Raw genomic sequence first — 23,723 nt, forward strand, 5'->3', positions numbered from 1 at the left:
TTTTTTATTTAAATAAAATCTAAGCCTTAAAAAAATATAATAATACCCGTGCGCATTACTAGGCGAAATTTGTTTTTAAGACCATCAATATTTCTTTTAAAATAAATTGTCATTTTCTGAAATTGTGCTTAATTCCTTCAAAACCATTCTACTTAAATTATCACAATTTTATTCCCCTCATAATCAAGAGATAAAGGCTCAACAAGCGTTCGAAACTAATTCTCAAATTTCACCTTTTCTTTTCATCACTTTTGCGGCGTAGCTGCAGATAGGTTTTGGAGTTAATCCTTTCTCTTTCGCAAATTTGATTCCCTCCTCTACAATATTCTTACCCACATTTTTGCCGCGATGCTGAGGTTCTACAAAGACGTAATCAATGTAGAGCGAGCCTATGCCCTCGTGATAATCTAGATAGCCAAGGCTTTCTTCGTTTTGGAACAATTCAATTTTTCGGCAGCTGTGTTTTACAATATAATCGCTCATTCTTTATTTTTGATTTATAGAACGCAAAATTTTAGCCAAAAATTTTTAAAGGCTTAAAAAATTTAATCAAAATTCATCTTTTTTATTGAAAGCTAAAAAATATCAGATTTCACTTTTACATGAATTTTAAGTAAATTTATGACTTAATTTGAAACAATACATCTTTATGGAATTCCGAATTGAAAAAGACACTTTAGGTGAGATAAAGGTACCTAAAAATCAAAAATGGGGAGCCCAAACCGAACGCAGTAGAAATAACTTTAAAATCGGGCCAGCAGCATCAATGCCGTTAGACATCATCTATGGCTTTGCTTATCTTAAAAAAGCTGCCGCTTATGCCAATGCAGAGCTAGGCGTTTTAAGCGAAGAAAAAAGGGATTTAATTGCTCAGGTTTGTGATGAGATTTTAGACGGGAAGTTGGATGATGAATTTCCTTTGGTGATTTGGCAGACGGGCTCTGGCACTCAATCAAATATGAATGTGAATGAGGTGATTGCCAATCGGGCACACGAAATCGCAGGTAAAACCATAGGTGAAGGTGAAAAAACTTTACAACCGAATGATGATGTGAATAAATCTCAATCATCTAACGATACTTTCCCTACGGGAATGCATATCGCTGTTTATAAAAAAATAGCAGAAGTCACCGCCCCTGGTGTAGAAAAATTAAGGGACGCACTACAGGCGAAAGCAAATGAGTTCAAAAATATTGTGAAAATCGGGCGTACGCACTTGATGGATGCTACACCGCTGACTTTGGGGCAAGAGTTTTCAGGCTATGCTAGCCAATTGACTCATGGGTTGAGGGCTTTGGAAAATACTTTAAATCACCTGTCTGAACTGGCATTGGGTGGGACGGCCGTAGGTACAGGTCTCAATACGCCTAAAGGCTATGATGTGAAGGTAGCGGAATATATTGCCCAATTTACGGGTTTGCCGTTTAAAACCGCAGAAAACAAGTTTGAAGCATTGGCGGCGCATGATGCGATTGTAGAAACGCACGGGGCTTTGAAGCAAATCGCTGTTTCGTTAAATAAAATTGCTAACGATATCCGAATGATGGCTTCTGGGCCACGCTCGGGGATTGGTGAAATTATCATCCCTTCAAACGAACCAGGGTCATCCATCATGCCTGGTAAGGTGAATCCGACTCAGTCTGAGGCTTTGACGATGGTAGCCGCGCAAGTGATGGGAAATGATGTAGCAATTACCATCGGTGGGACACAAGGACATTATGAGTTGAACGTCTTCAAACCTATGATGGCAGCCAACGCTTTACAAAGTGCAGAATTAATTGGCAATGCCTGTGTTTCTTTTACTGAAAATTGTGTGAATGGCATTGAAGCTAATGAGCAAAGAATTCAAGAGTTGGTTGACAATTCATTGATGCTGGTAACGGCACTAAATACTAGAATTGGATATTACAAAGCAGCCGAAATCGCTCAGACGGCACACAAAAATGGTACAACGCTGAAAGAGGAAGCGGTGAATTTAGGTTACGTCTCGGCAGAAGATTTTGATGAATGGGTGAAACCGGAAGATATGGTAGGCGAAATAAAATAATTTTCTAAGCCTTTAAAAATTAAGCCTGCAAAATTTACTTTTTGCAGGTTTTTTTAATGAAATTCATCGGGGTAAAATGAAGATTATCGCTAAGTTGCAAAAGAGTTTTGCCTTGTAAAATAATGGCTTAGATTTTAAATTTTCTAAGCCTTAAAAAAATTTTAGGATGCGAGAATTTGTACGACTTCCAAGTCAAATTCTTTGCAAGCGGAGAGTAGATGATCAAATACATCAGACTGGATTTTCTCGTACTCTACCCAAGCGGAAGTATTGGTGAAACAAAAAATCTCCAAAGGCAAGCCTTGTGGTGTGGCTTCTAGCTGACGAACCATCAAAAAATCATCTGCCGAGTGTGAAATATTGGGGTTGTCTAGCAAATAGCATTTGGTGTATTCTCGGAAAACGCCAATGTTGGTCAAGTTAATCCCATTGACAATATTATTGGGATTATAGCCCCGAGATTGATTGTATTCTCTCAATTCAACTTGGCGTTTAGAGATGTAAGCTTCAATCAAGTTGATTTGTTTAAACCGCTCAAGCATCTCTGGTGTACAAAATTTAAAAGATTTGACATTGAATAAGATAGCGCGTTTGATGCGGCGCGTTTTGCTATGAACCATTGGCTCAAAGTTTCTGACTTCCGTGGAAATCAAATCATACGTGGGTACGGAAGAAATCGTCTTATCAAAATTGAGGATTTTGGCTGAAACTAAGTTGATTTCTTTAATCTTTCCCTCAATGCTATATTTAGGAATACTTACCCAGTCTCCTACCTTTACCATTTGTGTAGAAGCAATTTGAATGCCCGATACAAAACCTAAAATGGTGTCTCTGAAGACTAAAATCAAAATCGCAGTCAAGGCTCCCATTGTTCCTAAAATTTCGGTATAGCCAATGTTAAACATAATGGAAATGAAGGCTAAAACACCAAAGAATGTGGTAATGATTTTTATTAATTGGCTAAATGAGCGTACAGCCACAGTTCGGTAATTGTTCTCATCTACAGACACCTCTGATACGGCGTCGGCAATCCGATTAAACATCTGAATGAAAACCATAATCAAAAGCACATAAAATGTGCGGTCTAAAAAAGTAACAACTCCAGGTAAGGAGTAAAACACATAGGGCATCAGTACACGAGCAATCGCAATGGAAAAAAAGTGAATTATAGAGTTGAAAACACGTTTGTTATAAAATGCAACGCTCCACTTTGAGTTTGTGAAGTTGATGAGTTTTTTGATGAAATAGAGAAAAATTTTCTTCAGAATGACGTCAATCAAATATAAAGCTGCGACTAAAAAAATAATTCCTACAACAATCATTGCTACATTTGCCCAAACACCATCTACGTGAGCAAAAATGTAGTTTTTGACTTCATCGGTGATGCCATTACGATAAGCATGTGCTATTTTTGTTTCATACCATTCCATGTTTACAAATTAACTAAAAATTGTAACTTTAAACAATGGAAATAACGATTAGTCTAATTTTTATGATTTTAGGCGTATTAGGAGCAATTCTACCACTGTTGCCTGGTTTAGTTTTTTCATTTTTAGGTCTTTTTTTGCTTGTTTATCAAGATGTGATAGAACTGCATCCCGTTTGGTTGATAATAATAGCTCTGTGGGTTGTTTTTTTGAAAATCATCGATTACCTATTACCAGCTTATACGACTAAAAAATTTGGAGGCAGCAAATACGCTATTTGGGGAAGCAGTATCGGATTAATTATCGGAATCATTTTCTCCCCATTAGGCTTTGTGAGCATCATCATATGCCCGTTTTTAGGAGCATTCATAGCAGAATATATTCAGAGAAGAGAGATGAAAAACGCACTTAAAGCCGCACTAGGCTCATTTGCAGGATTTTTACTCAGCAATGGGCTGAATTTGCTTACCGCCATTGGCTTATTAGCACTTGCAATCTACAAGCTTTGGGATAACCCTGCATTTAAAGCCTTATTTTAATAAAAAATAATAAGGCTTGGAAAATCTATTTTTTTTTAAGCCTTAAAAAAATTTACTGTAAAAACGAGATGAATTATTTGATTTGAATTCCCTTCTCCTCAGATAATTCTATGCGAACATCTTTTTCTGGATTAAATCCATTCTCGAATTGATTTTTTTCAATCAAAACATTCTTTACCTTCTCAAAGAAGAAACGATGTTTATTCCAATGGAACGGTTCAAACTCATCACTGTGAGTAATAACATTATTGCGGAAAACAATTCCGTCGGTTGATTTTGCATATAAAATTGGCTGATCAAAAGTCTCAAAAGTATTATTTTCAATCACAATTCCTGAATGGAAAAACTTCTCTTGCCCCTCTAAATTAGGGATTTCAGGGTAAATAGAAATAATCGCATTGGTGAACTGGTAATTGCTTGTCAATGCATTGATAAACTGGTTGTTCCGTATTACAACCTCTCGGCAAGCGCCCGTCTCGTACCAGCCATTGCTGTCGCCACAGAGCAGAATCGCTGTGCCGTGTGTGTGGTCAAAAACATTGTTTTCGCAAATCACTTTTTTAGGCGTACTAAATAGCGCGCCACGAGCCCTATTGTTTCTGATGACATTATTAGAAAAAATTACTTCAGGCGTCCAAGTTAAATTCTCTACACTAAATTTCCCTTTTTCATTGATTTCTTTTGGGATTTCATTCTCAAAAGTAATTTCAAAAACTTTAGCACCAAAAGCTCTCGGTTGGTCAACGGCATAGATAGAAGCAATTTTGGTCGTAAAGTTATCCCCCAACAATTCCATTTTTTCTGACTCTAGAAACTGAACCTCATCACCCTTTTCGCCCCACACAAAACCCCAAGCCTGGGGGTGCATATACTGTGCCTGTACGGTTTTGGCATCGAGTCTTTTTATGATTTTCAAATAAGTGCCGTGTACGTTTATAGCGTCATCGGCCATGCCTTCATACAAACCATTTTTAGAAACTATAACACCTTTGCACGCAGAGAAATGTGTTGCATCAGCTTGTGTGGTAAAATAGCGCGGGTCGTCTTTTCCTTTCAAAGCAACACTAAATCCATCAAGGAAAATGTTTTCGCTCATCTGCGCAAGAAGCCCCATGCCTTCAGCATAGTGGAGCTGAATATTATCGACGGCAGTATTCTTACTTTGGCTAATGAAAACTCCTGGTGTTGGACGCTTGTGCGAACGTAGCGCAAAACGCTCGCCCACACTCGTCAGGGGAATTTGATACCAACCTTTGATACGCAATTGATTGGGCGAAATTTCCTCGATTTCTTTAGGATTAAAAGCCACATCACTGCGCTGATAAGCCAAGCGGCGATCGGCACGAAAGGGCATCGCTTGGAACAAATTCAACTCATAGCTTTCACCAGTTCTGTAGAATTTATGATTTTCAATTACATGATTATTTTCTGGGAAAACAGAAGCGGTTACCTCGCCCTTGTTTTCATCTACAGCTAAAATCGTCAACTGGCGAAACGCAGGATTCTCAAAGTCGATAGAAAAATTTTGCAATGAAATGTTCTCTCCTTTGATGATAGAAAAAGGAATCATTCGCCCGTGGAAAATAAATTCAGAACCTTGCCCATCAATCGTTATATTTTCTAAATTTTCAAGCGCAAAGGCCACATTTTTAGGATTCAGTTGATCGTGGTTAGAAATGTAATATTCTCTAGTAAAAGAACCTGTCGCATAGAAGTCATAACGCCCCTTGGGGAAGATAACTTTTACTCCCTCATTTGCAGGAATCTTCTGAAGAGAATCAATCAATTTTTTTGCAAAAATAGAAGCATTTTTTTTGCTATTAGGTTGAATTCCAAAGGTTTCAAAAGAAATAATCCTTTCCTCTCCAGGTGATGAAACATTGGAGCGGCAACCTAAAATAAATAGAAATGGCAGAAGAAATACCAATGAATGCAATCTCATCATTCCTGATTTAAAAAAATGAATAATTTGTGCCTTAAAGATACACTTTTTTTCAGTTTTTTCTTTAATCTATAAAATTTTTAAAGCCTTAAAAAATGATATGAAAAAGATAAAAGCTTGTAGAATTTAAGCAGATTAGGTCAAAAAGTTTATTTTTGTAGGAATAAAATTTTTGTGGAATGAAAAAAATATTGTTGACGCTGGCAATGAGTACATTGACTTATGGCATAGCGCAAGATAATTTAATCAGTGCAGTGGCTCAAAACCAAACAGAAAATGCAGGGTTTGTGTTCACTCCAGTGATTAATTTAGAAAGAATGGAAGTGAAAGACCAAGGAAGCAGCGGAACTTGCTGGAGCTACGCAGGAGCGTCTTTTTTGGAAAGTGAAATGGTGAGAATGGGTAAGCCCCCAATCGATTTATCAGAGATTTTCACTGCGAGAAACACTTATGTAGAAAAGGCTAAACAATATGTGCGTATGCACGGAAACTTAGATTATGGTGATGGCGGCGAATTGCATGACATCATAAATATTTATGCTAAATACGGGATCGTTCCGCAGTACATTTATTCGGGTTTAAATTACGGAACAGAAAGAAATGATTTTGCAGAAATGCAATCGGCACTCAAAGGATTTTTGGAAGGCTTGGTAAAAAGAGAACAAATCAAGAAATTGACTCCAAATTGGGAATCCGCCTTCAAAGCTGCGCTCGATGCTTATTTGGGCAAAGTACCCGAAACATTTATGTATAATAATAAAAAATATTCGCCTAAATCTTTTGCTAAAGAAGTGGTGGGCATCAATCCCGATGATTATATAGAAATGCTGTCTTATGAGCATGAACCAAAATATACAAATGTATTCATGGCTGTGCCAGATAACTGGAGCTTTGACCACGCTTATAATGTGGAAATGACTGATTTTGTGAAAACAATAGATAATGCGTTGAAAAAAGGATATACCGTAGCTTGGGCTGCAGATGTTTCTGAGCCTTACTTTAGCTGGAGAAATGGTGTCGCCTATGTCCCTGAGCAAAATACAGATAAACTGAGCCAAGAGGAACGTTCAAATTTATTTAAAAATCCGCCAACGAAGGAAAGAGAAATCACCCCAGCGATGAGGCAATTGGCGTTTGATAATTATGAAACGACAGATGATCATGCAATGCATATCGTTGGTTTGGCAAAAGACCAAAACGGGAGAGAATATTATATCGTAAAAAATTCTTGGGGCGTAAACAATGACTATGATGGCTATTTATACGTTACCAAAGCTTATGTGGCTTATAAAACAACGGCAATTTTATTAAACAAAGGTGGCGTTCCGTCTAGTATTTTGAAGAATTACCGCAAGTAAATTTACTTTTTGAAATAAAACGCAAAAGACAGTCTTTTTCATCAAAAAAAAAGACTGTCTTTTTTGATAAAAGATTTTTTGGTTTTAAACTTTTTTTAAATTTTGGATTAAAATGCCTAAGCTAAAGGCTAAAAATGAGGGCAAAAGCCAACCTAAATCATAGGCGGACAAAGGCAAAACACGGTTGAACAATGTCGTAAATCTAGGGAAAATTTCATGAGAAGCCAATACAGTAATCAAGGAAATGAAAGCTGTAACCAAAATCGCTAATAAATAAGGAAATGGCGACATAACTTTTTTCCCGAAGATTAATAAAGTTAAAATCAAAACAAAAACAATCGGGTAAATAAATGAAAGAATAGTAATGGCATAGGATATTATTTCGTCTACACTATTGATGGACAAAATCCCAGAAATAATACAAGTTATAGTAACGCCAATGCTGTATTTAATTTTCCCGTTAGAAATGTCTTCACAAAAGCTTCCCATGGCAGAAGTAAGCGCAATAGCTGTTGTTAAACAAGCGGAAGAAATCGCTATGGAAATTACCAGCGTACCGCTTTTACCCAAAATATCGTGTGAAATCTGTAGAAGCAATTCTGTTCTTGAAATTTCATCAGCAGCAGAAATTCCTGCATGTGAGCCTAAGAAAACCAATCCACCATAAATTAAAAGTAAGGCAATCATCGAGATAAAGCCAGCATTTATCGTGATTTGAAATCTTTCTTTGGGTTGTTGAAATCCTTTTTGAATTGCTGCGTTGATGATGATTCCTGCAAAAATTACCGCAGCCAAAACGTCCAATGTTTGGTAACCTTCATAAAACCCCAACAAATAGGCATCTAACCAAGGTTGGTGAGAATCAAGCGAACCTTTATCAGCATCTATTATTCCTAAAACAATCAAAATGCCCAAACTCAGCATCAGAAAAGGCGTTAGGTAGTTTCCAATAATATCAATAATTTTTGATTTTGAAACAGATAAAGCCAATACAGTGGCAAAGAATATGCTAGCAAACAAGCTGGCATTGAACTGGGGCATAAGTGGCATAATGCCAATCTCAAACGTTGTGGAAGCCGTCCTAGGAATAGCTATTAGCGGGCCAATGCAGAGCATAATCAGTACGCTCAAAACTGTAATTAATTCAGGATTGATTCTTTTTCCTAAATCTTGGAATTTTCTACCAAAAGAGGCAATCGTAATGACGCCTAAAAACGGAGCTAAAATCCCAGTTGTAAAGAATCCTAAAATTGCAGCCCACCATGCGTTGCCTGCTTTCAACCCAATAAATGGTGGCAAAATCAGGTTTCCTGCACCAAAAAACATGGCAAACAAGGCGAATCCTAAAGTAAGCCTGATACGAAATTTATTTTTCATAAAAAACTAAAGCAAAGTACGCCTAAATGTAAAGATATTTAACGTTTAATCTAACAAACTTCTTTAACTTTTCGAGTCAAAGGCTCATTTGCCATTTTTTAAAAGACTCTAAAACTACTTGCAGAGCTTCTTTTGGTTGGTTTTCAATCAAATCAAAATTTACTAAATATTTATTCTAATACAATTTCTCGCTCACTTGATTTCACAAAACCGATTTTGTAAGCATTCTCTCCAGCTGCCTCTAAAGCTTGCAGCGCTTTTGCTTCTTTATCTTTACTTACAATCACTACCATCCCCACGCCCATATTGAACGTCCCAAACATTTCTTCTTCAGCAATGCCAGCTCTTTTTTGCAATTCTTGCATAATTTTTGGCGTTTTGATGCTTGATTTATGAATCTCTACTCCCAAACCTTTCGGTAAAATTCTCGGGATATTTTCAATCAAGCCCCCGCCAGTAATGTGTGCTATTCCATTTACACATACTTGTTTTCTCAACTCGTCAATAGCGTTTTGGTAAAGTTTAGTCGGAATCAAAAGCGTTTCATACAAAGGCTTTCCTTCCCATTCTTCTTGAAGATTTGTAAAAACTTTTCTTACTAAAGAAAATCCATTACTATGGAATCCGCTCGAGGCTAAAGCAAGAACGACATCGCCTTCTTTGATTTTTTGCCCATCGATGATTTCATCTTTCTCTACCGCACCAACACAAAATCCAGCGACGTCATAATCGCCGATTTGGTACATACCAGGCATTTCAGCTGTTTCCCCACCAATCAAGGCACAACTTGTTTCTTTACAAGCTTTTACAATCCCGCTCACAATTTCAGCAGCCACATCGCTATCTAATTTTCCGCAAGCTAAATAATCTAAAAAAAATAAAGGTTTGGCTCCGTGGCACAGTATATCGTTGGCACACATCGCAAAGCAATCTATGCCCACGGTATCGTATTTTTGCACATCAAGCGCAATTCTCAATTTAGTTCCTACGCCGTCGGTTCCACTGACGAGAACAGGGTTTTTGTAATCGCCCAGCTCATAAAAAGCTCCAAAAGAACCAATCCCATTGAGCACATTTTTGGTATGCGTAGAGGCTACATCGTCTTTGATTTTATGAACGGTTTGGTAACCTTCTTCTTTATCTACTCCGGCTGCTTTGTATGTTGACATTTTTTTTAAGGCTTAAAAAAATTAATTTAAAACTTTCTGTAATCGGTTGTAAACTTCTATATATGCTTCACTTACTTCTCCCAAATCTCTTCTGAATCTGTCTTTGTCTAGTTTTTTCCCTGTATCTTTATCCCACAAGCGGCACGTATCAGGGCTGATTTCATCGGCTAAAATGATTTTTCCATCTTTATTTTTGCCAAATTCAATTTTGAAGTCAGCTAAGATTAGATCTGCCTTTAAGAACAAATCTTTTAACAGTTCATTAATTTTATCAGTCAGTTGGTACATTTCTTTTAATTCCTCGTGAGTCGCTGCATTCAACAAAACGGCGTGAAAATCATTGATGAGCGGGTCGCCCAATTCGTCTTTTTTGTAGCAAATATCAAAAACTGTCTCGGGACATTGCGCGCCTTCTTCTAAACCTAAACGCTTTGCCATAGATCCTGCTACATAATTTCTCACCACCATTTCTAGCGGAACTATACTGACTTTTTCTACTAATTGCTCTCGCTCATTTAGCGTCTCGATGTAATGTGTAGGGATTTTATTTTTCTCTAAATATTGAAAAATAAGTGTTGTAATTTTATTGTTCATTTCACCTTTAGATTCCACAGAACCTTTTTTCTGAGCATTGAATGCTGTAGCATCGTCTTTATAATAAACAATGACTTTATTTTCTTCTGAAGTTGCGTAAATTTTCTTCGCTTTACCTTCGTATAAAAAATCTTTTTTTTCCATATTTTTTAAGCCTTAAAAAATTTTAATTTGAAATTTTTAATATGCGCGATCTTCTTTTCCTTCGTAGTAATTAATAAACGCTTTGTTTGATATTCTATTTCCTCCTTTGGTTGGGTAGTTACCTGTGAAATACCAGTCTCCCAAGTTTTTGGGGCAAGCCTTGTGCAGATTTTCTACCCTTTGGTAAATGATTTGAATTTCTGCATTGATGCTTGGCCCGGTTAACATTTCTGATATTTTGGCAGAAATTTCTTCATCAGTAAATGTTGCATAAAATTCCTGCACATGATTCTTTATATTTATTTCATTTGAAGCAACATCTTTTTTGCATTTTTCATATACTTCTTCTATGATGTATTCTGTGCCTCGTTCACGGTGCAGTTGTTCTGCCGCTTTGAATGCAATAAGCTGGTCGAGTCTTGCCATATCTATCCCATAGCAGTCAATATATCTGATTTGCGGTGCCGAAGAAATCACAATGATTTTCTTTGGATTGAGGCGATCTAAAATTCGAATAATGCTGTTTCGTAAAGTTGTTCCTCTCACAATACTGTCATCGATAATGACTAAATTATCCGTCGGGAGAATCACACCATAAGTCACATCATACACGTGTGCTACCATATCATCGCGAGAATTGTCTTGCGTTATAAATGTACGCAATTTTGCATCTTTTATGGCTATTTTTTCTGAACGCAACTTAGTCGATAAAATTTCTTTGATTCGCAGGTCTGTCATATTCTCTTTTTCCTGCATTATCATTTTAGATTTCTCTTTGTTCAGCTCGTCGTTGGCAGCTTCTAGCATCCCAAAATAACTTGCTTCTGCCGTGTTTGGAATGTAAGAAAAAACTGTGTTGTGAATATCATTATCTATGGCTTCCATCACTTGGTCGATGAGCAAACGACCAAGTTCTTTTCGTTCTTCATAAATCTCAGCATCACTGCCACGAGAGAAATAAATACGCTCAAAAGAACAAGCTTTTTTCTCCAGAGGTTCCAAAATTTGATGAAATTTAACTTCACCGTAATGTTTTATCACAATCGCTTCGCCAGGGTTTAATTCCTTCACGCTATTGAGCGGAACATTGAAAACCGTCTGAATCACAGGTCTTTCGCTTGCTACTATGGCAATCTCATCATCTACGTAATAATAAGCTGGGCGTATTCCCGCTGGGTCACGTAAAACGAAACTATCTCCATGCCCAAACATCCCTGCCATGGCATAGCCTCCATCCCAATTCTTAGCCGATTTCTCCAGAATTTTAGAAACGCTAATGCGATTAGCAATCTCAGCAGAAGCTTCTTTTTTAGTGAAGCCATCTTTTTTTAAATCATAATAAAGTTCTGTGACTTGCTCATCTAAGAAATGTCCAATCTTCTCCATCACCGTCACGGTATCTGCTTTAGCTTTTGGGTGCTGGCCTAGATCAATCAAATTCTGAAACTGCTCATCTACATTCGTCAGGTTAAAGTTCCCTGCGACTAGTAAATTCCGAGCTTTCCAGTTATTTTGCCGAAGAAAAGGATGAACGCTTTCCAGTGAATTTTCGCCATAAGTCCCGTAGCGGACATGCCCCAAGAAGACTTCTGCGATAAAGGGAGCTTCTTTTTTCAACTCATCCAAATTCTTTAGAAGATCAGGATTTAGGTCAACTCTTTTTTTAATACTTTGGTTAACACTTGAGAATAAATCCTTGATAGGACTTTCTGCATTTGACCGAGCACGGCTGATGTATCTTTCGCCTGGTTGCATCCCCAGTTTTATACTTGCCACGCCCGCACCGTCTTGCCCCCTATTGTGTTGCTTCTCAAGCATTAAATACATTTTGTCTATACCATAAAAGGCATTCCCATATTTTTCTTTGTAATAAGAAAGAGGCTTTAATAAGCGGAGAAGCGCTATCCCGCATTCATGTTTTAAAAAATCACTCATGAAATCTGTTTATGCAGAAGTTTTTATTCTAACTTCTAAACATTAAGGTACAAATTTCCGAATTTTTTTTGGAGTGCTAAAATTTGATTTTCTTAAAAATTTTTATTCTAATTAGCTGAGCACTCCTAACTAATTTAATTTCAATGTTTTAATACTTTAATGAAACCACTACTGGCACTACATTTACTGAAGAAACCGCCTTAGTTGTAAGGCGGTTCATTGCTATTTTTTTATTCTAAATTTTTTAAGGCTTAAAAAAAAATCTACTTTATAAATTATTTTTTTGCATCTTCAAAGTTTTTTGCCACTTGATCCCAGTTTACAACATTCCAAAATGCTGAAACGTAGTCTGGTCTCTTGTTTTGGTAATTTAAATAATATGCATGCTCCCAAACATCGATGCCTAAAATCGGAGTTCCACCACAGCCATTGGGCATCAACGGATTATCCTGATTTGCCGTATTACAAACCATCAATTCCTTTCCGTCCATCACGCAAAGCCAAGCCCAACCTGAGCCGAATTGCCCTTTTGCTTTCTCTTCAAAAGCTTCTTTAAATTTCTCAAACGAACCAAAAGCATCCTCTATCGCTTTCAGCAACTCGCCTTTTGGCTTTCCGCCACCATTGGGAGATAAAATTTCCCAAAAAAGTGAATGATTATAGAATCCCCCACCATTATTTCTCACCGCATCTTTTTCAAAACCTTGCACCAAGATTTCTTCTATTGATTTCCCTTCCAGTTCGGTGCCCTCTATGGCTGCATTTAATTTATCGGTGTAACCTCCATGATGTTTATCGTGGTGGATTTCCATCGTTTTCGCATCAATGTGCGGTTCTAAAGCGTCAAAAGCATAGTTTAATTTTGGTAAGTCAAAAGCCATAATATTTTATTTTTTAAAATTTAACTTGTATATTTCTCTTTGAAATTCTGCTATAATGAGTGTACAAATTAAATGCCATGATTTAAATCATAAAATTTTTTAAGGCTTAAAAAATATGCTTAGTAAAATCGATCCAGCAAATATTCTATTCATCGACATCGAGACTGTGCCGCAAGTTTGGGGTTTTGAAAACTTGCCAGGTGTTGCCAAAGATTTATTTGATCAAAAAACTCATTGGAAGCAAAACCTTCATGAGAAATCGGTAGAAGAAATTTATAACGAAACTGCTGGTATTTTAGCTGAATTTGGGAAGATTGTTTGCATCTCATGCGGCATCATAACTCCTGAAGCTCAATTTCGGGTCAAAAGTTTCTACGGTGAAGATGAGAGAAAAATTCTCTCCGATTTTTGTGATTTGCTCCATACACATTTTAGCAAAAATAAATCCTTGCTCTGCGCACATAACGGGAAAGAGTTTGATTTTCCATTTATTGCTAGGCGCTTAATCATTCACGGAATTTCTTTGCCTAGGATTTTACAAATTCAAGGTAAAAAACCTTGGGAAATTCAGCATTTAGACACTTTAGAATTGTGGAAATTCGGAGATTATAAACATTACACTTCAGTCCATTTGTTGGCGCATGTTTTGAATATTCCTTCACCAAAAGACGATATTTGTGGTGCCAATGTAGCACAAGTTTATTATCAGGAAAAAAACATAAATCGTATCAAACGCTATTGTGAGAAAGATGTTTTGGCGGTAGCGCAAATCTTTAGACGTTTTAGGAATGAGGAACTTTTAAACTTAGAAGAATGAATTTAGAAGAATACCAAAAAAAAGCCATCAGCAAGCAACCCGAGCATGAAAAATTCTTGAATTGGCTCAAGCGAAACAAACCCAAGAACTTAGACCGCATTGCTGAAGAAAAACACGATGAAGTTTTTGCCAAAATCGATTGCCTTTCTTGTGGCAACTGCTGCAGAACTACCGGGCCGCTCATCACGGTGCAGGATGTGAAAAAAATGGCAAAAGCTGTGAACTTGAGCGAAAAAGATTTTGAGGCAACTTATCTAAAGATAGATGAAGACGGTGATATGGTTTTTCAATCTATGCCATGCCCGTTTTTGGGTGAAGATAATTATTGTTTTATCTATGAAAATCGCCCAAAAGCTTGCCGAGAATTCCCCCACACCGACCGAAGAAAATTATACCAAATCAATCACTTAACGATAAAAAATACGGTAATTTGCCCTGCTGCATATCAAATTGTAGAGGAGCTGAAAGAATTTTATTCTTAATTTTTTTAAGGCTTATAAAATTTTAGGAATAAAATTCTTCTAAAGCTTTCTTTTTTACCACCCTCCGCTGGCACCTCCACCGCCAAAGCCACCGCCACCGAATCCACCAAATCCGCCTCCGCCGAAGCTTCCACCTCTGCTGCTACCGAAGCCACCTGTTCTTGGGATCCAAACGGAACGTCCAAAGTCGGTGAAAATGACATCTCTACTACTTCTCTTCTTTCCATTTCCGCCTCCTCCGCGGTGATTTCTAAATATGAAATAGAGAAAAAGAATTATAAATAAAATAATTATAATGGAGTTGAAACCGTCTTCATTTTGGGGGCTTCCATTTCCTTCTTCTACAAATTTCCCTTCTAGGATATTGATAATTGCTTCCGTTCCTTTATCGAGTCCTGCATAATAATTTCCTTGCTTAAATTCAGGAATGATGTAGTTATAAATAATTCGACGGCTCATGGCATCGGTCATGAATTCTTCTAGCCCGTAGCCGTTTTGAATGGAGATTCTACGCTCTTGTTGACTGACTAAAATAATGAGCCCATTGTCTTTTCCCTTTTGCCCAATGCCCCATTTATGTGCCCAATTTGCGGCTAATTGATTTTCGTCTTCGCCTTGGAGACTTTTGATTAAGACAATGATAATTTGAGTAGAGGTTTCTCTTTCATAATCAATTAGTTTCTGATTAAGGCGTTGTTTTTCTTCTGAATTGAGTAGAACGCTCTCCGAGTAATCAAAAATCAAACTTTGGTCGCTGGTCGGTTTTTCTGGAATATCGTATTGCCCCCAAAGGCTGATGCTTGAAAAAATAAAGACAAAAAGTGATAAAATTTTATTCGCCATAGCTGATTTCATCGGGTAGCTCATTTCTATCATCAGATTGATATGGGAAATGTTTTTTAAGTCTTTCTCCCACATCCAAAATTCCATTAATTAAACCTTCTTTCATCTGTCCTTTTATAAAGAATTCTTGCATTTTATCTTTGGTCTTTTCCCAAAAGTTTTCTTCTACTTTTTGGTTGATGCCTTCATCTCCATAGATGGCAAAGCTTCTTGACCCTAGCGACAAGTGAATCAACACGGCATTTCGTTCTTTTGTTTGATGCATTCGGAGCTCGTTAAAAACAGCTTTAGTTTTTTCTAAAGCATCTTTATCCGCTTCTCTGCTAATGTGTAAGCGTATTTCGCCACTGGTGAGATTTTCTGCCTCACCAATGGCTAAAATAATTTCTTTTTCTTCTGCGGTCGAGAACAAAAGCTCTGGAGATTTTTCTGTGTTTTTATCAGGCATTAGCTTTAACTTAGCCTTTATTGAACTCATCTCGAACACTTGGCGCTACTTCCGCTCCGCTTACAGAAGAGAATGGAGCTTTTGGGCTGAATCCAAAAATATTTGCCAGGAGATTATTGGGGACTTTACGAACTTTGTTATTGTATTGATTTACAGCTTCATTGTAACGTGTTCTAGAAACGTTAATGCGATTTTCTGTACCCTCAATTTGTGCATTTAAATCACGAAATTGCTCTGTTGCTGTCAATTGCGGATAATTTTCTTGCAAGAAATTCATTCGCCCCAAAAAGGATTGATTTAACTCATTCTGAGCTTGTTGGAATTTTTGAATATTTTCTGATGTTAATTCATTTGCCGTCAAATTAATCGACGAAGCTTTGGCTCTAGCCTCTATCACATCAGTCAAAGTTCCTCGCTCAAATTCTGCTGCGTTTTCTACTGTTGCTACCAAATTCCCAATCAAATCATATCTTCTTTGGTAATCTGCTTCTACATTTGCCCAAGCACGTGCTACGTTCTCATCTTCACTTACCAGCTTGTTATAAACACCTGAACCCCAAATAAGTGCTAAAACGGCAATCGCCGTAATTACTACACCTATTCCTAAACATCCTTTATTCATAATTTTATTTTTTTTTAGAAAAAAGCACCTCAATCAGAAATTGAAATAGCTTTGATTTTTATAATGTTTTAGATTAAAAGTTTTTCCCGATTTTGAAGCTTATTTTGCTTAAAGTTGCATATTCCAAACCTAATGATAGATTGAAATTTGATTTATGAAATTTCAAAACATCATAATATGCATGAATTGAAAGTATATTTTGATTAATTCTTTTGTTTTCTAAAAAACTTCTTTCCGTAATTTTTGATTCGGCATCAGACGCTATTGCCGATGCTGTATATTGATTTAAATTGTTTGAAATATTATTATCATTTTGACCAATTGAATAATCTTCTCTCGCAGGACTGAGCAACGAAACATATTGCCATAATTAAAAGGTGATTTTTCATATTTTATAAATTTTGTGCAAAAGTATAAAAGTATTTATCCTATTAAATTATGATTTTTATCATTAAAAATTTTACCTGCCAAAATCATCACTTTTTATAAAATTCAATATGTTGGCTAATGGCATCAGAGCATACGGGGCAAAATCCATCTGCCTCGTTAGATTTCATTCGGCAATCTTGCACAGGGCTATAAACTCCTTTTGCTGTGTATCCACCGCCTTCAAAAACGCCTACTTCATTACTGTATTTTTTTGTTCTAGGCGTTGGGATAGGTGTAGTTCTTTTAATTTTATCTCTCCATTTTTTATCAAAATCAACTAAGGTCGTTAAGTTCGGCTCCCAAGGCTCTACATCTAGTGGATAATATTCTGAACCACCAAAAGACGCATCATAATATTCATCTCCCAAACCTACGAATCCATGCCCAAACTCGTGTACAAAAACTTTGTCAGATAATTCATGATCAGATGATACTAAATTTATTACATTATAAAATCCACCACCACCATATCGGCTGGTATTTACCAAAACATAAATTTGATCATAAGGAATATTAGCTGCGATATCGGCAATTTTGAAATTGGAAAATGTCGTCAAATATCTTGGCTCGCCAAAAGTATAAAATTTAGAATTTAATAAAGTGTTCTTATACACATTTTCGCCAGGAATGTCCGTGCCAGATTCTTCCGAAGGACTTTTTATGGCAATAATATTGAAATCTTTTTGATGCTGCGTAAACGGAGGAATCGTGAACATATAATTTACCAATCTTTCGGTATCTTTTATAAATTTTGGCATTTCTTCTTCCGTATATCCCTCAGGAATGATGACAATATCTACCTTATTTTTTGCCAACCCATTTTGTTGAATAATATGAGTGGGATATAATTTTGGCTTTTCTCTGATAATCGTAAAATCATTAGGGTCAATATTTTGATTCATGACAGTTTCAAACCGACCTTTTTTATTTCTTTTTTTAATTTCAATCATGATTTCATGCTTCGGAAAAGGTATCTGAATAGAATTTTCAAAAGCTTTTTGAATGGATTTAGCTTCGTCTGTCGCTTGCCATTCTTGAAAAATCGGGCTAAATCCTTTAGAGAAAATTAATCTTTGCGTTGCTTTATCATACGCCAAAATTTTGAACTCGCCATAATCTGGGGAAAACAGCTGAGACGATGTGCCACCGCCATAGTACGGCTCTTTTTTCAGTTGATGAATAATAGCATTTTCTGATTTGTGACTACCATAAATCAAGAAATCTACCCGTAAACTTTCTTTTTGGAAATAATCTTCGTAATTAACATTTTGAGCTGATAGAAAGCTGAAAATTAAAGTTAAAAAGAAGGAATTAAGCCATTTTTTCATTCTCTATTTAGATTAAAGTTTTTTCAAAATAAAATTTGTTATTTTTTCGTATAAATGCCTTCGGGTGTTTCCGCCATAGATACCATGATTTTTGTCAGGATATAGCATATACTCAAAATCTTTATTGGCTTGAATCAGCGCTTCTGCAAACTGCATTGCATTCTGCACATGCACGTTATCATCTGCCGTTCCGTGAATCAGCATGAAATTTCCTTTCATTAAATCTGCATAATGAATTGGCGAATTTTTGTCATATCCATCAGGATTTTCTTGTGGCGTTTGCAAAAATCTTTCGGTATAAATCGTATCATAAAAACGCCAATTGGTAACAGGAGCCACTGCGATGCCTGTTTTGAAAATATCGGCACCTTTGGTCATCGCCAGCGACGTCATATAACCTCCAAAACTCCAGCCAAACATCCCAATTCGGTTTTCGTCTATATAATCTAAATTTCCAAAATATTTTGCTGCAGCCATTTGGTCTTCAATTTCATAATGACCTAAATTTCTGTACGTAATTTTCTTAAAATCAGAACCTTTACCGCCAGTTCCACGATTGTCTACACAAACTACAATGTAGCCATGATTTGCCAAAACTTGAAACCACCAGAAATTAAATCCACCATGGTTGTACAGCACCTGCTGCGAACCTGGGCCACCGTATAAATACATGAAAAGTGGGTATTTTTTGTTCGGGTCAAAATCTTTTGGTTTAATCATATAGGTATTCAACTTTGTTCCGTTTACTTCAATTTCTTCGTAAATTTTCGGCTGAGGTTGCTTCAAATCCCAATAATTTTGAGCCGTTTGGTTATCCTCCAAAATTGATAATCTTGCTCCATTTTTTCCACTATTTAAAGTATAAACAGGCACTCGATTTGCTGCGTCATTCGATAAAATAAAATACGCAAATGATTTGCTGAACGTTGCATTGTTTACCCCTTTTTGGTTAGCCAAAGTAATTTTCTTTTTGCCGTTTAATCCCACCGAATAGACTCCACGGTAGATGCTTCCTGGTTCGGTGGACTGGAAGTAAACTCGTTTATTTTCAGGGCTATAGCCATAAAACTCTGTAACTTCCCAATTCCCTTTAGTGATTTGATTTAGCAATTTCCCATTATCTGCATAGTGATACAAATGGCGAAATCCATCTCTTTCAGAACTCCAAATGAAACTATTATCAGCTAAAAATTCCAGCGTTAAATGATCGGTTTCAATCCAAGCTTTATCCGTTTCGGTAAATAATTTTTTCTTGTTTAAATTTTGCGTGTTTACCATCCAGAAATCCACATGATTCTGATGACGATTAGAAACCAAAACAGCTAAATCATTTGTTTTTTTACTAAACTGGATTTTTGGCACATAAAAATCTTGATAGTCAGATAAATCAATATTTTTTAAGGCTTTAGAATTTAAATCAAAAATATGAACAGACGCCACGGCATTCTTCTCACCAGCTTTTGGGTATTTAAACTTTAATTCGTTGGGGTACAGACTTTTACCATAAATATCTATATTCATTTCTGGCACTTCACTTTCATCTAAACGAATGAATGCAATTTGATTGCTGGTGGCGTTCCAATCAAAGGCTCGAACGAAACCAAACTCTTCCTCATACACCCAATCGGTAACTCCATTGATGATTTTATTTTTCTCGCCATCGCTCGTAATTTGCGTTATTTTCCCATCCGTTAAATTCTGAAAATATAGATTGTTTTCAAACACAAAAGCCACTTTTTCTCCATCGGGTGAAAGCGTGGGCTCTTGGATTTTTTTACCCTCAAAAACTAAAGTTTCCGTTTGATTTTTCATGTTATAAAGCGTGTAAATCGCTTTTTTGGAATGTCGAAAAATAGCTTCAGGTTCTGTTTCTAAAATCAAAAAAGACTCATCATTATTGAAGAAGTAATTGGCATAATTCCCAGATTTAATGGTTTCCACCTTTTGGAAGGTTTTGTACGAATATTTATCAATTCCTATATCAGACATTACGGTGTAATGTTCTCCATCATTCATAGAAATTCCACCCTGAATCCCTTGTGGATAATACTGATATTGAAACAATTCATTCAGAGTGAACTCTTGAGCGTAAAAAAAACTCATGACATTCAAAATCAGAAGGGGAAATATTTTTTTCATCGTTATTTTCTTTCTAAAAAATCAAATATAAGCATTTCATTATTGATTCCGCCAAAGTTTGATTTACTGGGCATTAGAACGTGATAGATTGATTTTTACTAAAATTTTTTAAGGCTTTAAAAATTTAATTAATAAGTGCAACCTTTGGGAAAAAGAAGCCTGTGAAATCTTTAGCTGCCTTGTTAGGCTATATTTTCCAAAAAAATATGATTTTGATCTAATTACTGAAAAATATGTGGAAAACGAACTCAATTTTTAGAAAATCAAAAATCAAAAGACTCTTTTGACGTGCTGAACATCTGCCCCAAGGCAAAAAATTCATGTGATTTCATGGGACTCTTTTTTGTGGATAAAGCGTATCAAATGAATTCCTAAGTCGAGAAAAATAATTTTGCTGTTTCCGTTTCTTTCAATTTGCAAAGCCGCTTGGTTTAGCTCCTCAATTATTAATGAAATATTCTCGCTGTGTACAAATTTGGAGAAATTAGCCCATTTGAAATTGTTCAAACTCAATGGCTGATAAACTAATTCTCCTGCGGCATAATTTTCTAGCAAAGCTTGTCTGAAAACTTCAATGCAGAATTGAATGAATTGTTTTTGTTTTTCTCGACTATAATTAGCTAATTCTAACGACCAATCACTGATTTGTAGTAAAACCGAAGCGTCTTTTTTTGCTTTAAATGCATTTCGTACCCAATCAATCAGCAAAATTTCAAAATCTTGGGTATCGTGATTGAGATTTTGTAAAGCCAAGCGAACGTCGCCGTGGGATTTGTGCGCAATATAGTGTGCTTTTTTCTCATCTACCTCATAGGTTTTGATTAAAATCTCAGCCACCGACTTATCACTCAAGCGTGGAACCTGAACCAACTGACATCGAGATAAAATAGTGGGTAACATTTTGTCTGCATTTTCAGTCACCAAGATGAAATGCGTCTGTGCAGGTGGCTCTTCAATTAACTTCAGTAGCTTGTTTGCGGTAGAAACATTCATGTGCTCGGCAAGCCAAATCAGCATAATCTTTTTACCTCCTTCATAACTTCTCAGGTTGAGCTTACTGATGATATTTATAGATTCATCTACGCTGATGAAAAGTTGCTTTTTTTCTGCCTCCAAAAAATCCATCCAATCGATTAGTGTACCAAAAGGCTGAGATGTGAAAAATGTTTTCCATTCTTTGCCAAAATCATCTGAAATGGAATTTTTTTTCATTTTCGGAAAAGGGTAACTGAAATGATAATCAGCATGTTGCAATGTGTCTACTTTGTGTGTACACTTCTTATCCTCTGGTGAGCAGAGCAAGCCTTTTGCAACCCAATGCGCCAAAGCCAAAGTGCCATAGCCAGACTTTCCGTTTAGAATGATTGCGTGGCTCAGCTTATGATTGCCAATAGCATTGGTTAATTGTTTTTTTAAATCCGAATGTAAATTTTCCATGCGGTGAATGCAACGTTTTTTTAAAGCTTTATTTGAAAATTATTTTTTTTAAGGCTTAAAAAATTTATTCTCTCATGGCTAAAAAAGCATTGATTAAACCCTTGGTAGAGCTATCTTGCGAAGAAATCTTTTCATTACCATTGAGCTGGGGGAGAATACTTTTAGCCAACTGTTTTCCTAATTCGACTCCCCATTGGTCAAAACTGAAAATATTCCAAATGATACCTTGCACAAAGATTTTGTGTTCATACAATGCAATTAATTGCCCCAAAACGTTCGGGGTTAATTTTTGGTACAAGAAAGAGTTCGTTGGGCGATTGCCTTCAAAAATTTTAAAAGGCTTTAAAAATTCCATTTCCGCTGTTGTTTTCTTTTCTTTTTCTAAATCTTCCATCACTTCAGCTTCTGTTTTGCCAAAAGCTAAAGCCTTGGTTTGTGCGAAAAAGTTGGCCAATAATTTTACCTGATGGTCTCCCAACGGGTTGTTAGATACTGCCCCGGCAATGAAATCTGCTGGAATCAATTTTGTGCCTTGATGAATTAGCTGATAAAAAGCGTGTTGCCCGTTGGTTCCTGGTTCGCCCCAGATGATGGGGCCGGTTTGGTAATCAACTGGTGCTCCATTTCTGTCTACAGACTTTCCGTTGGACTCCATATCGCCTTGTTGTAAGTAAGCCGCGAAGCGATGCAAATACTGCTCGTAAGGTAAAATGGCGTAAGATTCTGCTCCAAAAAAATTATTGTACCAAATCCCGATAAGCCCCATCAAAACAGGAATATTTTTTTCAAAATCAGTGTGCTGAAAATGTTGGTCGATTTCATAAGCTCCTTTCAGTAGTTTCTCAAAATTCTCGTAGCCCACGGCTAGCGAAATGCTGAGCCCAATTGCGCTCCAGAGCGAGTAGCGGCCACCGACCCAATCCCAAAATTCAAACATGTTTTCTTCGGCAATTCCAAAATCGGTCACGCCTTTTTGGTTTGTTGAAAGGGCTACAAAATGCTTAGCAACATCAGCTTGGGTTGCATCAGAATTTAAAAACCAATTTTTGGCACTTTGCGCATTGGTCATCGTTTCTTGCGTGGTAAAGGTTTTGGAAGCGATGATAAAAAGCGTTGTCTCTGGGTTTAATTTTTTTAAAGTTTCTGTGATATGCGTTCCATCTATATTAGAAACAAAATGAGCGTTTAGCCTAGTTTTGTAAGCCTTCAGGGCTTCTACCACCATCACAGGGCCTAAGTCTGAGCCTCCAATGCCAATGTTTACGATATCCGTGATTTCTTTTCCTGTAAAGCCTTTATGTTTTCCTGAAATGACTTGTTGCGTGAATTTCTTCATCTGAGCACGAACTCTCTCAACTTGAGGAACAACATTTTCCCCCTCCACCGTTACAGCACGTTCCCCGAAGCAGCGTAAAGCCGTATGTAAAACTGCTCGGTTTTCGGTTTGATTGATGTGCTGTCCACCAAACATTGCATCAATGGCAGGCTTAAGCTCACATTCGTTGGCTAAATCAATCAAAAGCTGGAGCGTTTTTTCGTCCAAACGATTTTTGGAATAATCAAATAATATTTCATTCAATTGGATATGAAATTTATCAAAACGATTTTTATCTTCATTAAACCAATCGCGGAGATGTTTATTTTTAATACTTTGAAAATGATTTTCGAGTTTATTCCAAGCTTGAGTGTGTGTAGGGTTAATATTTTGCATGATTTTTTTAGGCTTAAAAAATTTTTTTTAAATAAATTTCATTCAAATATAAAG

21 protein-coding genes are annotated in these 23,723 nt (G+C 36.6%); 5 read left to right on the top strand and 16 right to left on the bottom strand.

Annotation, left to right across the window (positions count from 1 at the left end):
- Window positions 1–222: 222 nt before the first annotated feature.
- On the bottom strand, window positions 223–483 hold the full coding sequence (locus tag D5J18_RS01420) for a GNAT family N-acetyltransferase (RefSeq protein WP_119057237.1): 261 nt from the start codon (window positions 481–483) through the stop codon (window positions 223–225).
- Between the two features lie 166 nt (window positions 484–649).
- On the opposite strand from D5J18_RS01420, the gene fumC reads away from it, so the two are divergent.
- Window positions 650–2,047 (top strand): class II fumarate hydratase, encoded by a 1,398-nt coding sequence (gene fumC / locus D5J18_RS01425; protein ID WP_119057238.1) that lies wholly within the window; start codon window positions 650–652, stop codon window positions 2,045–2,047.
- Window positions 2,048–2,208: 161 nt separating this feature from the next.
- Here the strand turns inward: fumC and D5J18_RS01430 are convergent, their stop codons facing one another.
- On the bottom strand, window positions 2,209–3,477 hold the full coding sequence (locus D5J18_RS01430; protein ID WP_119057239.1) for a mechanosensitive ion channel family protein: 1,269 nt from the start codon (window positions 3,475–3,477) through the stop codon (window positions 2,209–2,211).
- Window positions 3,478–3,512: 35 nt separating this feature from the next.
- Between D5J18_RS01430 and D5J18_RS01435 the strand changes: the two genes are divergently transcribed.
- On the top strand, window positions 3,513–4,013 hold the full coding sequence (locus tag D5J18_RS01435; protein ID WP_119057240.1) for a DUF456 domain-containing protein: 501 nt from the start codon (window positions 3,513–3,515) through the stop codon (window positions 4,011–4,013).
- A gap of 73 nt (window positions 4,014–4,086) precedes the next feature.
- Here D5J18_RS01435 and D5J18_RS01440 read toward each other — a convergent pair whose 3' ends face one another.
- Entirely contained in the window at window positions 4,087–5,958 is a 1,872-nt protein-coding gene (locus tag D5J18_RS01440; RefSeq protein WP_311394698.1) for a right-handed parallel beta-helix repeat-containing protein, read from the bottom strand.
- Between the two features lie 176 nt (window positions 5,959–6,134).
- Here D5J18_RS01440 and D5J18_RS01445 point away from each other — a divergent pair, with 176 nt between their 5' ends.
- On the top strand, window positions 6,135–7,313 hold the full coding sequence (locus D5J18_RS01445) for a C1 family peptidase (protein WP_119057242.1): 1,179 nt from the start codon (window positions 6,135–6,137) through the stop codon (window positions 7,311–7,313).
- Window positions 7,314–7,397: 84 nt separating this feature from the next.
- Here D5J18_RS01445 and brnQ read toward each other — a convergent pair whose 3' ends face one another.
- The 5 genes from brnQ to D5J18_RS01470 all read right to left on the bottom strand — a co-directional run bounded on the left by brnQ (window position 7,398) and on the right by D5J18_RS01470 (window position 13,413).
- The gene (gene brnQ / locus D5J18_RS01450) at window positions 7,398–8,690 is read right to left on the bottom strand and encodes a branched-chain amino acid transport system II carrier protein (RefSeq protein WP_119057243.1); all 1,293 of its coding nucleotides are present in this window, start codon (window positions 8,688–8,690) and stop codon (window positions 7,398–7,400) included.
- A 170-nt stretch (window positions 8,691–8,860) separates the two neighbouring features.
- Window positions 8,861–9,859 (bottom strand): phosphoribosylformylglycinamidine cyclo-ligase, encoded by a 999-nt coding sequence (gene purM / locus D5J18_RS01455; protein WP_119057244.1) that lies wholly within the window; start codon window positions 9,857–9,859, stop codon window positions 8,861–8,863.
- Window positions 9,860–9,880: 21 nt separating this feature from the next.
- The gene (purC, locus tag D5J18_RS01460) at window positions 9,881–10,597 is read right to left on the bottom strand and encodes a phosphoribosylaminoimidazolesuccinocarboxamide synthase (RefSeq protein WP_119057245.1); all 717 of its coding nucleotides are present in this window, start codon (window positions 10,595–10,597) and stop codon (window positions 9,881–9,883) included.
- Between the two features lie 36 nt (window positions 10,598–10,633).
- Window positions 10,634–12,532 carry an amidophosphoribosyltransferase gene (locus D5J18_RS01465; protein ID WP_119057246.1) on the bottom strand — a complete coding sequence of 633 codons (1,899 nt, stop codon included), beginning with the start codon at window positions 12,530–12,532 and terminating at the stop codon, window positions 10,634–10,636.
- A gap of 275 nt (window positions 12,533–12,807) precedes the next feature.
- The gene (locus tag D5J18_RS01470; RefSeq protein ID WP_119057247.1) at window positions 12,808–13,413 is read right to left on the bottom strand and encodes a superoxide dismutase; all 606 of its coding nucleotides are present in this window, start codon (window positions 13,411–13,413) and stop codon (window positions 12,808–12,810) included.
- A gap of 115 nt (window positions 13,414–13,528) precedes the next feature.
- Here D5J18_RS01470 and D5J18_RS01475 point away from each other — a divergent pair, with 115 nt between their 5' ends.
- Entirely contained in the window at window positions 13,529–14,230 is a 702-nt protein-coding gene (locus tag D5J18_RS01475; RefSeq protein ID WP_119057248.1) for a 3'-5' exonuclease, read from the top strand.
- Complete coding sequence (locus D5J18_RS01480) at window positions 14,227–14,712, top strand: YkgJ family cysteine cluster protein (protein ID WP_119057249.1); 486 nt, start codon at window positions 14,227–14,229, stop codon at window positions 14,710–14,712. The genes D5J18_RS01475 and D5J18_RS01480 overlap by 4 nt, the downstream gene beginning before the upstream one ends.
- 54 nt (window positions 14,713–14,766) lie before the next feature.
- Here the strand turns inward: D5J18_RS01480 and D5J18_RS01485 are convergent, their stop codons facing one another.
- The 8 genes from D5J18_RS01485 to pgi form a co-directional block, all read right to left on the bottom strand.
- Window positions 14,767–15,642, bottom strand: coding sequence for a TPM domain-containing protein (locus D5J18_RS01485; protein WP_260377421.1), 876 nt, complete (start codon window positions 15,640–15,642; stop codon window positions 14,767–14,769).
- Entirely contained in the window at window positions 15,545–16,033 is a 489-nt protein-coding gene (locus D5J18_RS01490; RefSeq protein WP_245952905.1) for a TPM domain-containing protein, read from the bottom strand. The genes D5J18_RS01485 and D5J18_RS01490 overlap by 98 nt, the downstream gene beginning before the upstream one ends.
- Complete coding sequence (locus tag D5J18_RS01495) at window positions 16,014–16,625, bottom strand: LemA family protein (RefSeq protein ID WP_119057250.1); 612 nt, start codon at window positions 16,623–16,625, stop codon at window positions 16,014–16,016. The genes D5J18_RS01490 and D5J18_RS01495 overlap by 20 nt, the downstream gene beginning before the upstream one ends.
- Before the next feature lie 73 nt (window positions 16,626–16,698).
- Entirely contained in the window at window positions 16,699–16,977 is a 279-nt protein-coding gene (locus D5J18_RS01500) for a hypothetical protein (protein ID WP_119057251.1), read from the bottom strand.
- Window positions 16,978–17,101: 124 nt separating this feature from the next.
- The gene (locus D5J18_RS01505) at window positions 17,102–18,382 is read right to left on the bottom strand and encodes a M64 family metallopeptidase (protein ID WP_119057252.1); all 1,281 of its coding nucleotides are present in this window, start codon (window positions 18,380–18,382) and stop codon (window positions 17,102–17,104) included.
- Between the two features lie 12 nt (window positions 18,383–18,394).
- Window positions 18,395–20,521 carry a S9 family peptidase gene (locus tag D5J18_RS01510; protein ID WP_119057253.1) on the bottom strand — a complete coding sequence of 709 codons (2,127 nt, stop codon included), beginning with the start codon at window positions 20,519–20,521 and terminating at the stop codon, window positions 18,395–18,397.
- Window positions 20,522–20,839: 318 nt separating this feature from the next.
- Window positions 20,840–21,958, bottom strand: coding sequence for a DNA polymerase III subunit (locus tag D5J18_RS01515; protein WP_119057254.1), 1,119 nt, complete (start codon window positions 21,956–21,958; stop codon window positions 20,840–20,842).
- A gap of 64 nt (window positions 21,959–22,022) precedes the next feature.
- A complete protein-coding gene (gene pgi, locus D5J18_RS01520) occupies window positions 22,023–23,672 on the bottom strand; it encodes a glucose-6-phosphate isomerase (RefSeq protein ID WP_165844953.1) in 1,650 nt (549 codons plus the stop codon).
- Window positions 23,673–23,723: the final 51 nt, after the last annotated feature.

Origin of the sequence: Candidatus Ornithobacterium hominis, assembly GCF_900538215.1 — a bacterium.
GTDB lineage: Bacteria > Bacteroidota > Bacteroidia > Flavobacteriales > Weeksellaceae > Ornithobacterium > Ornithobacterium hominis.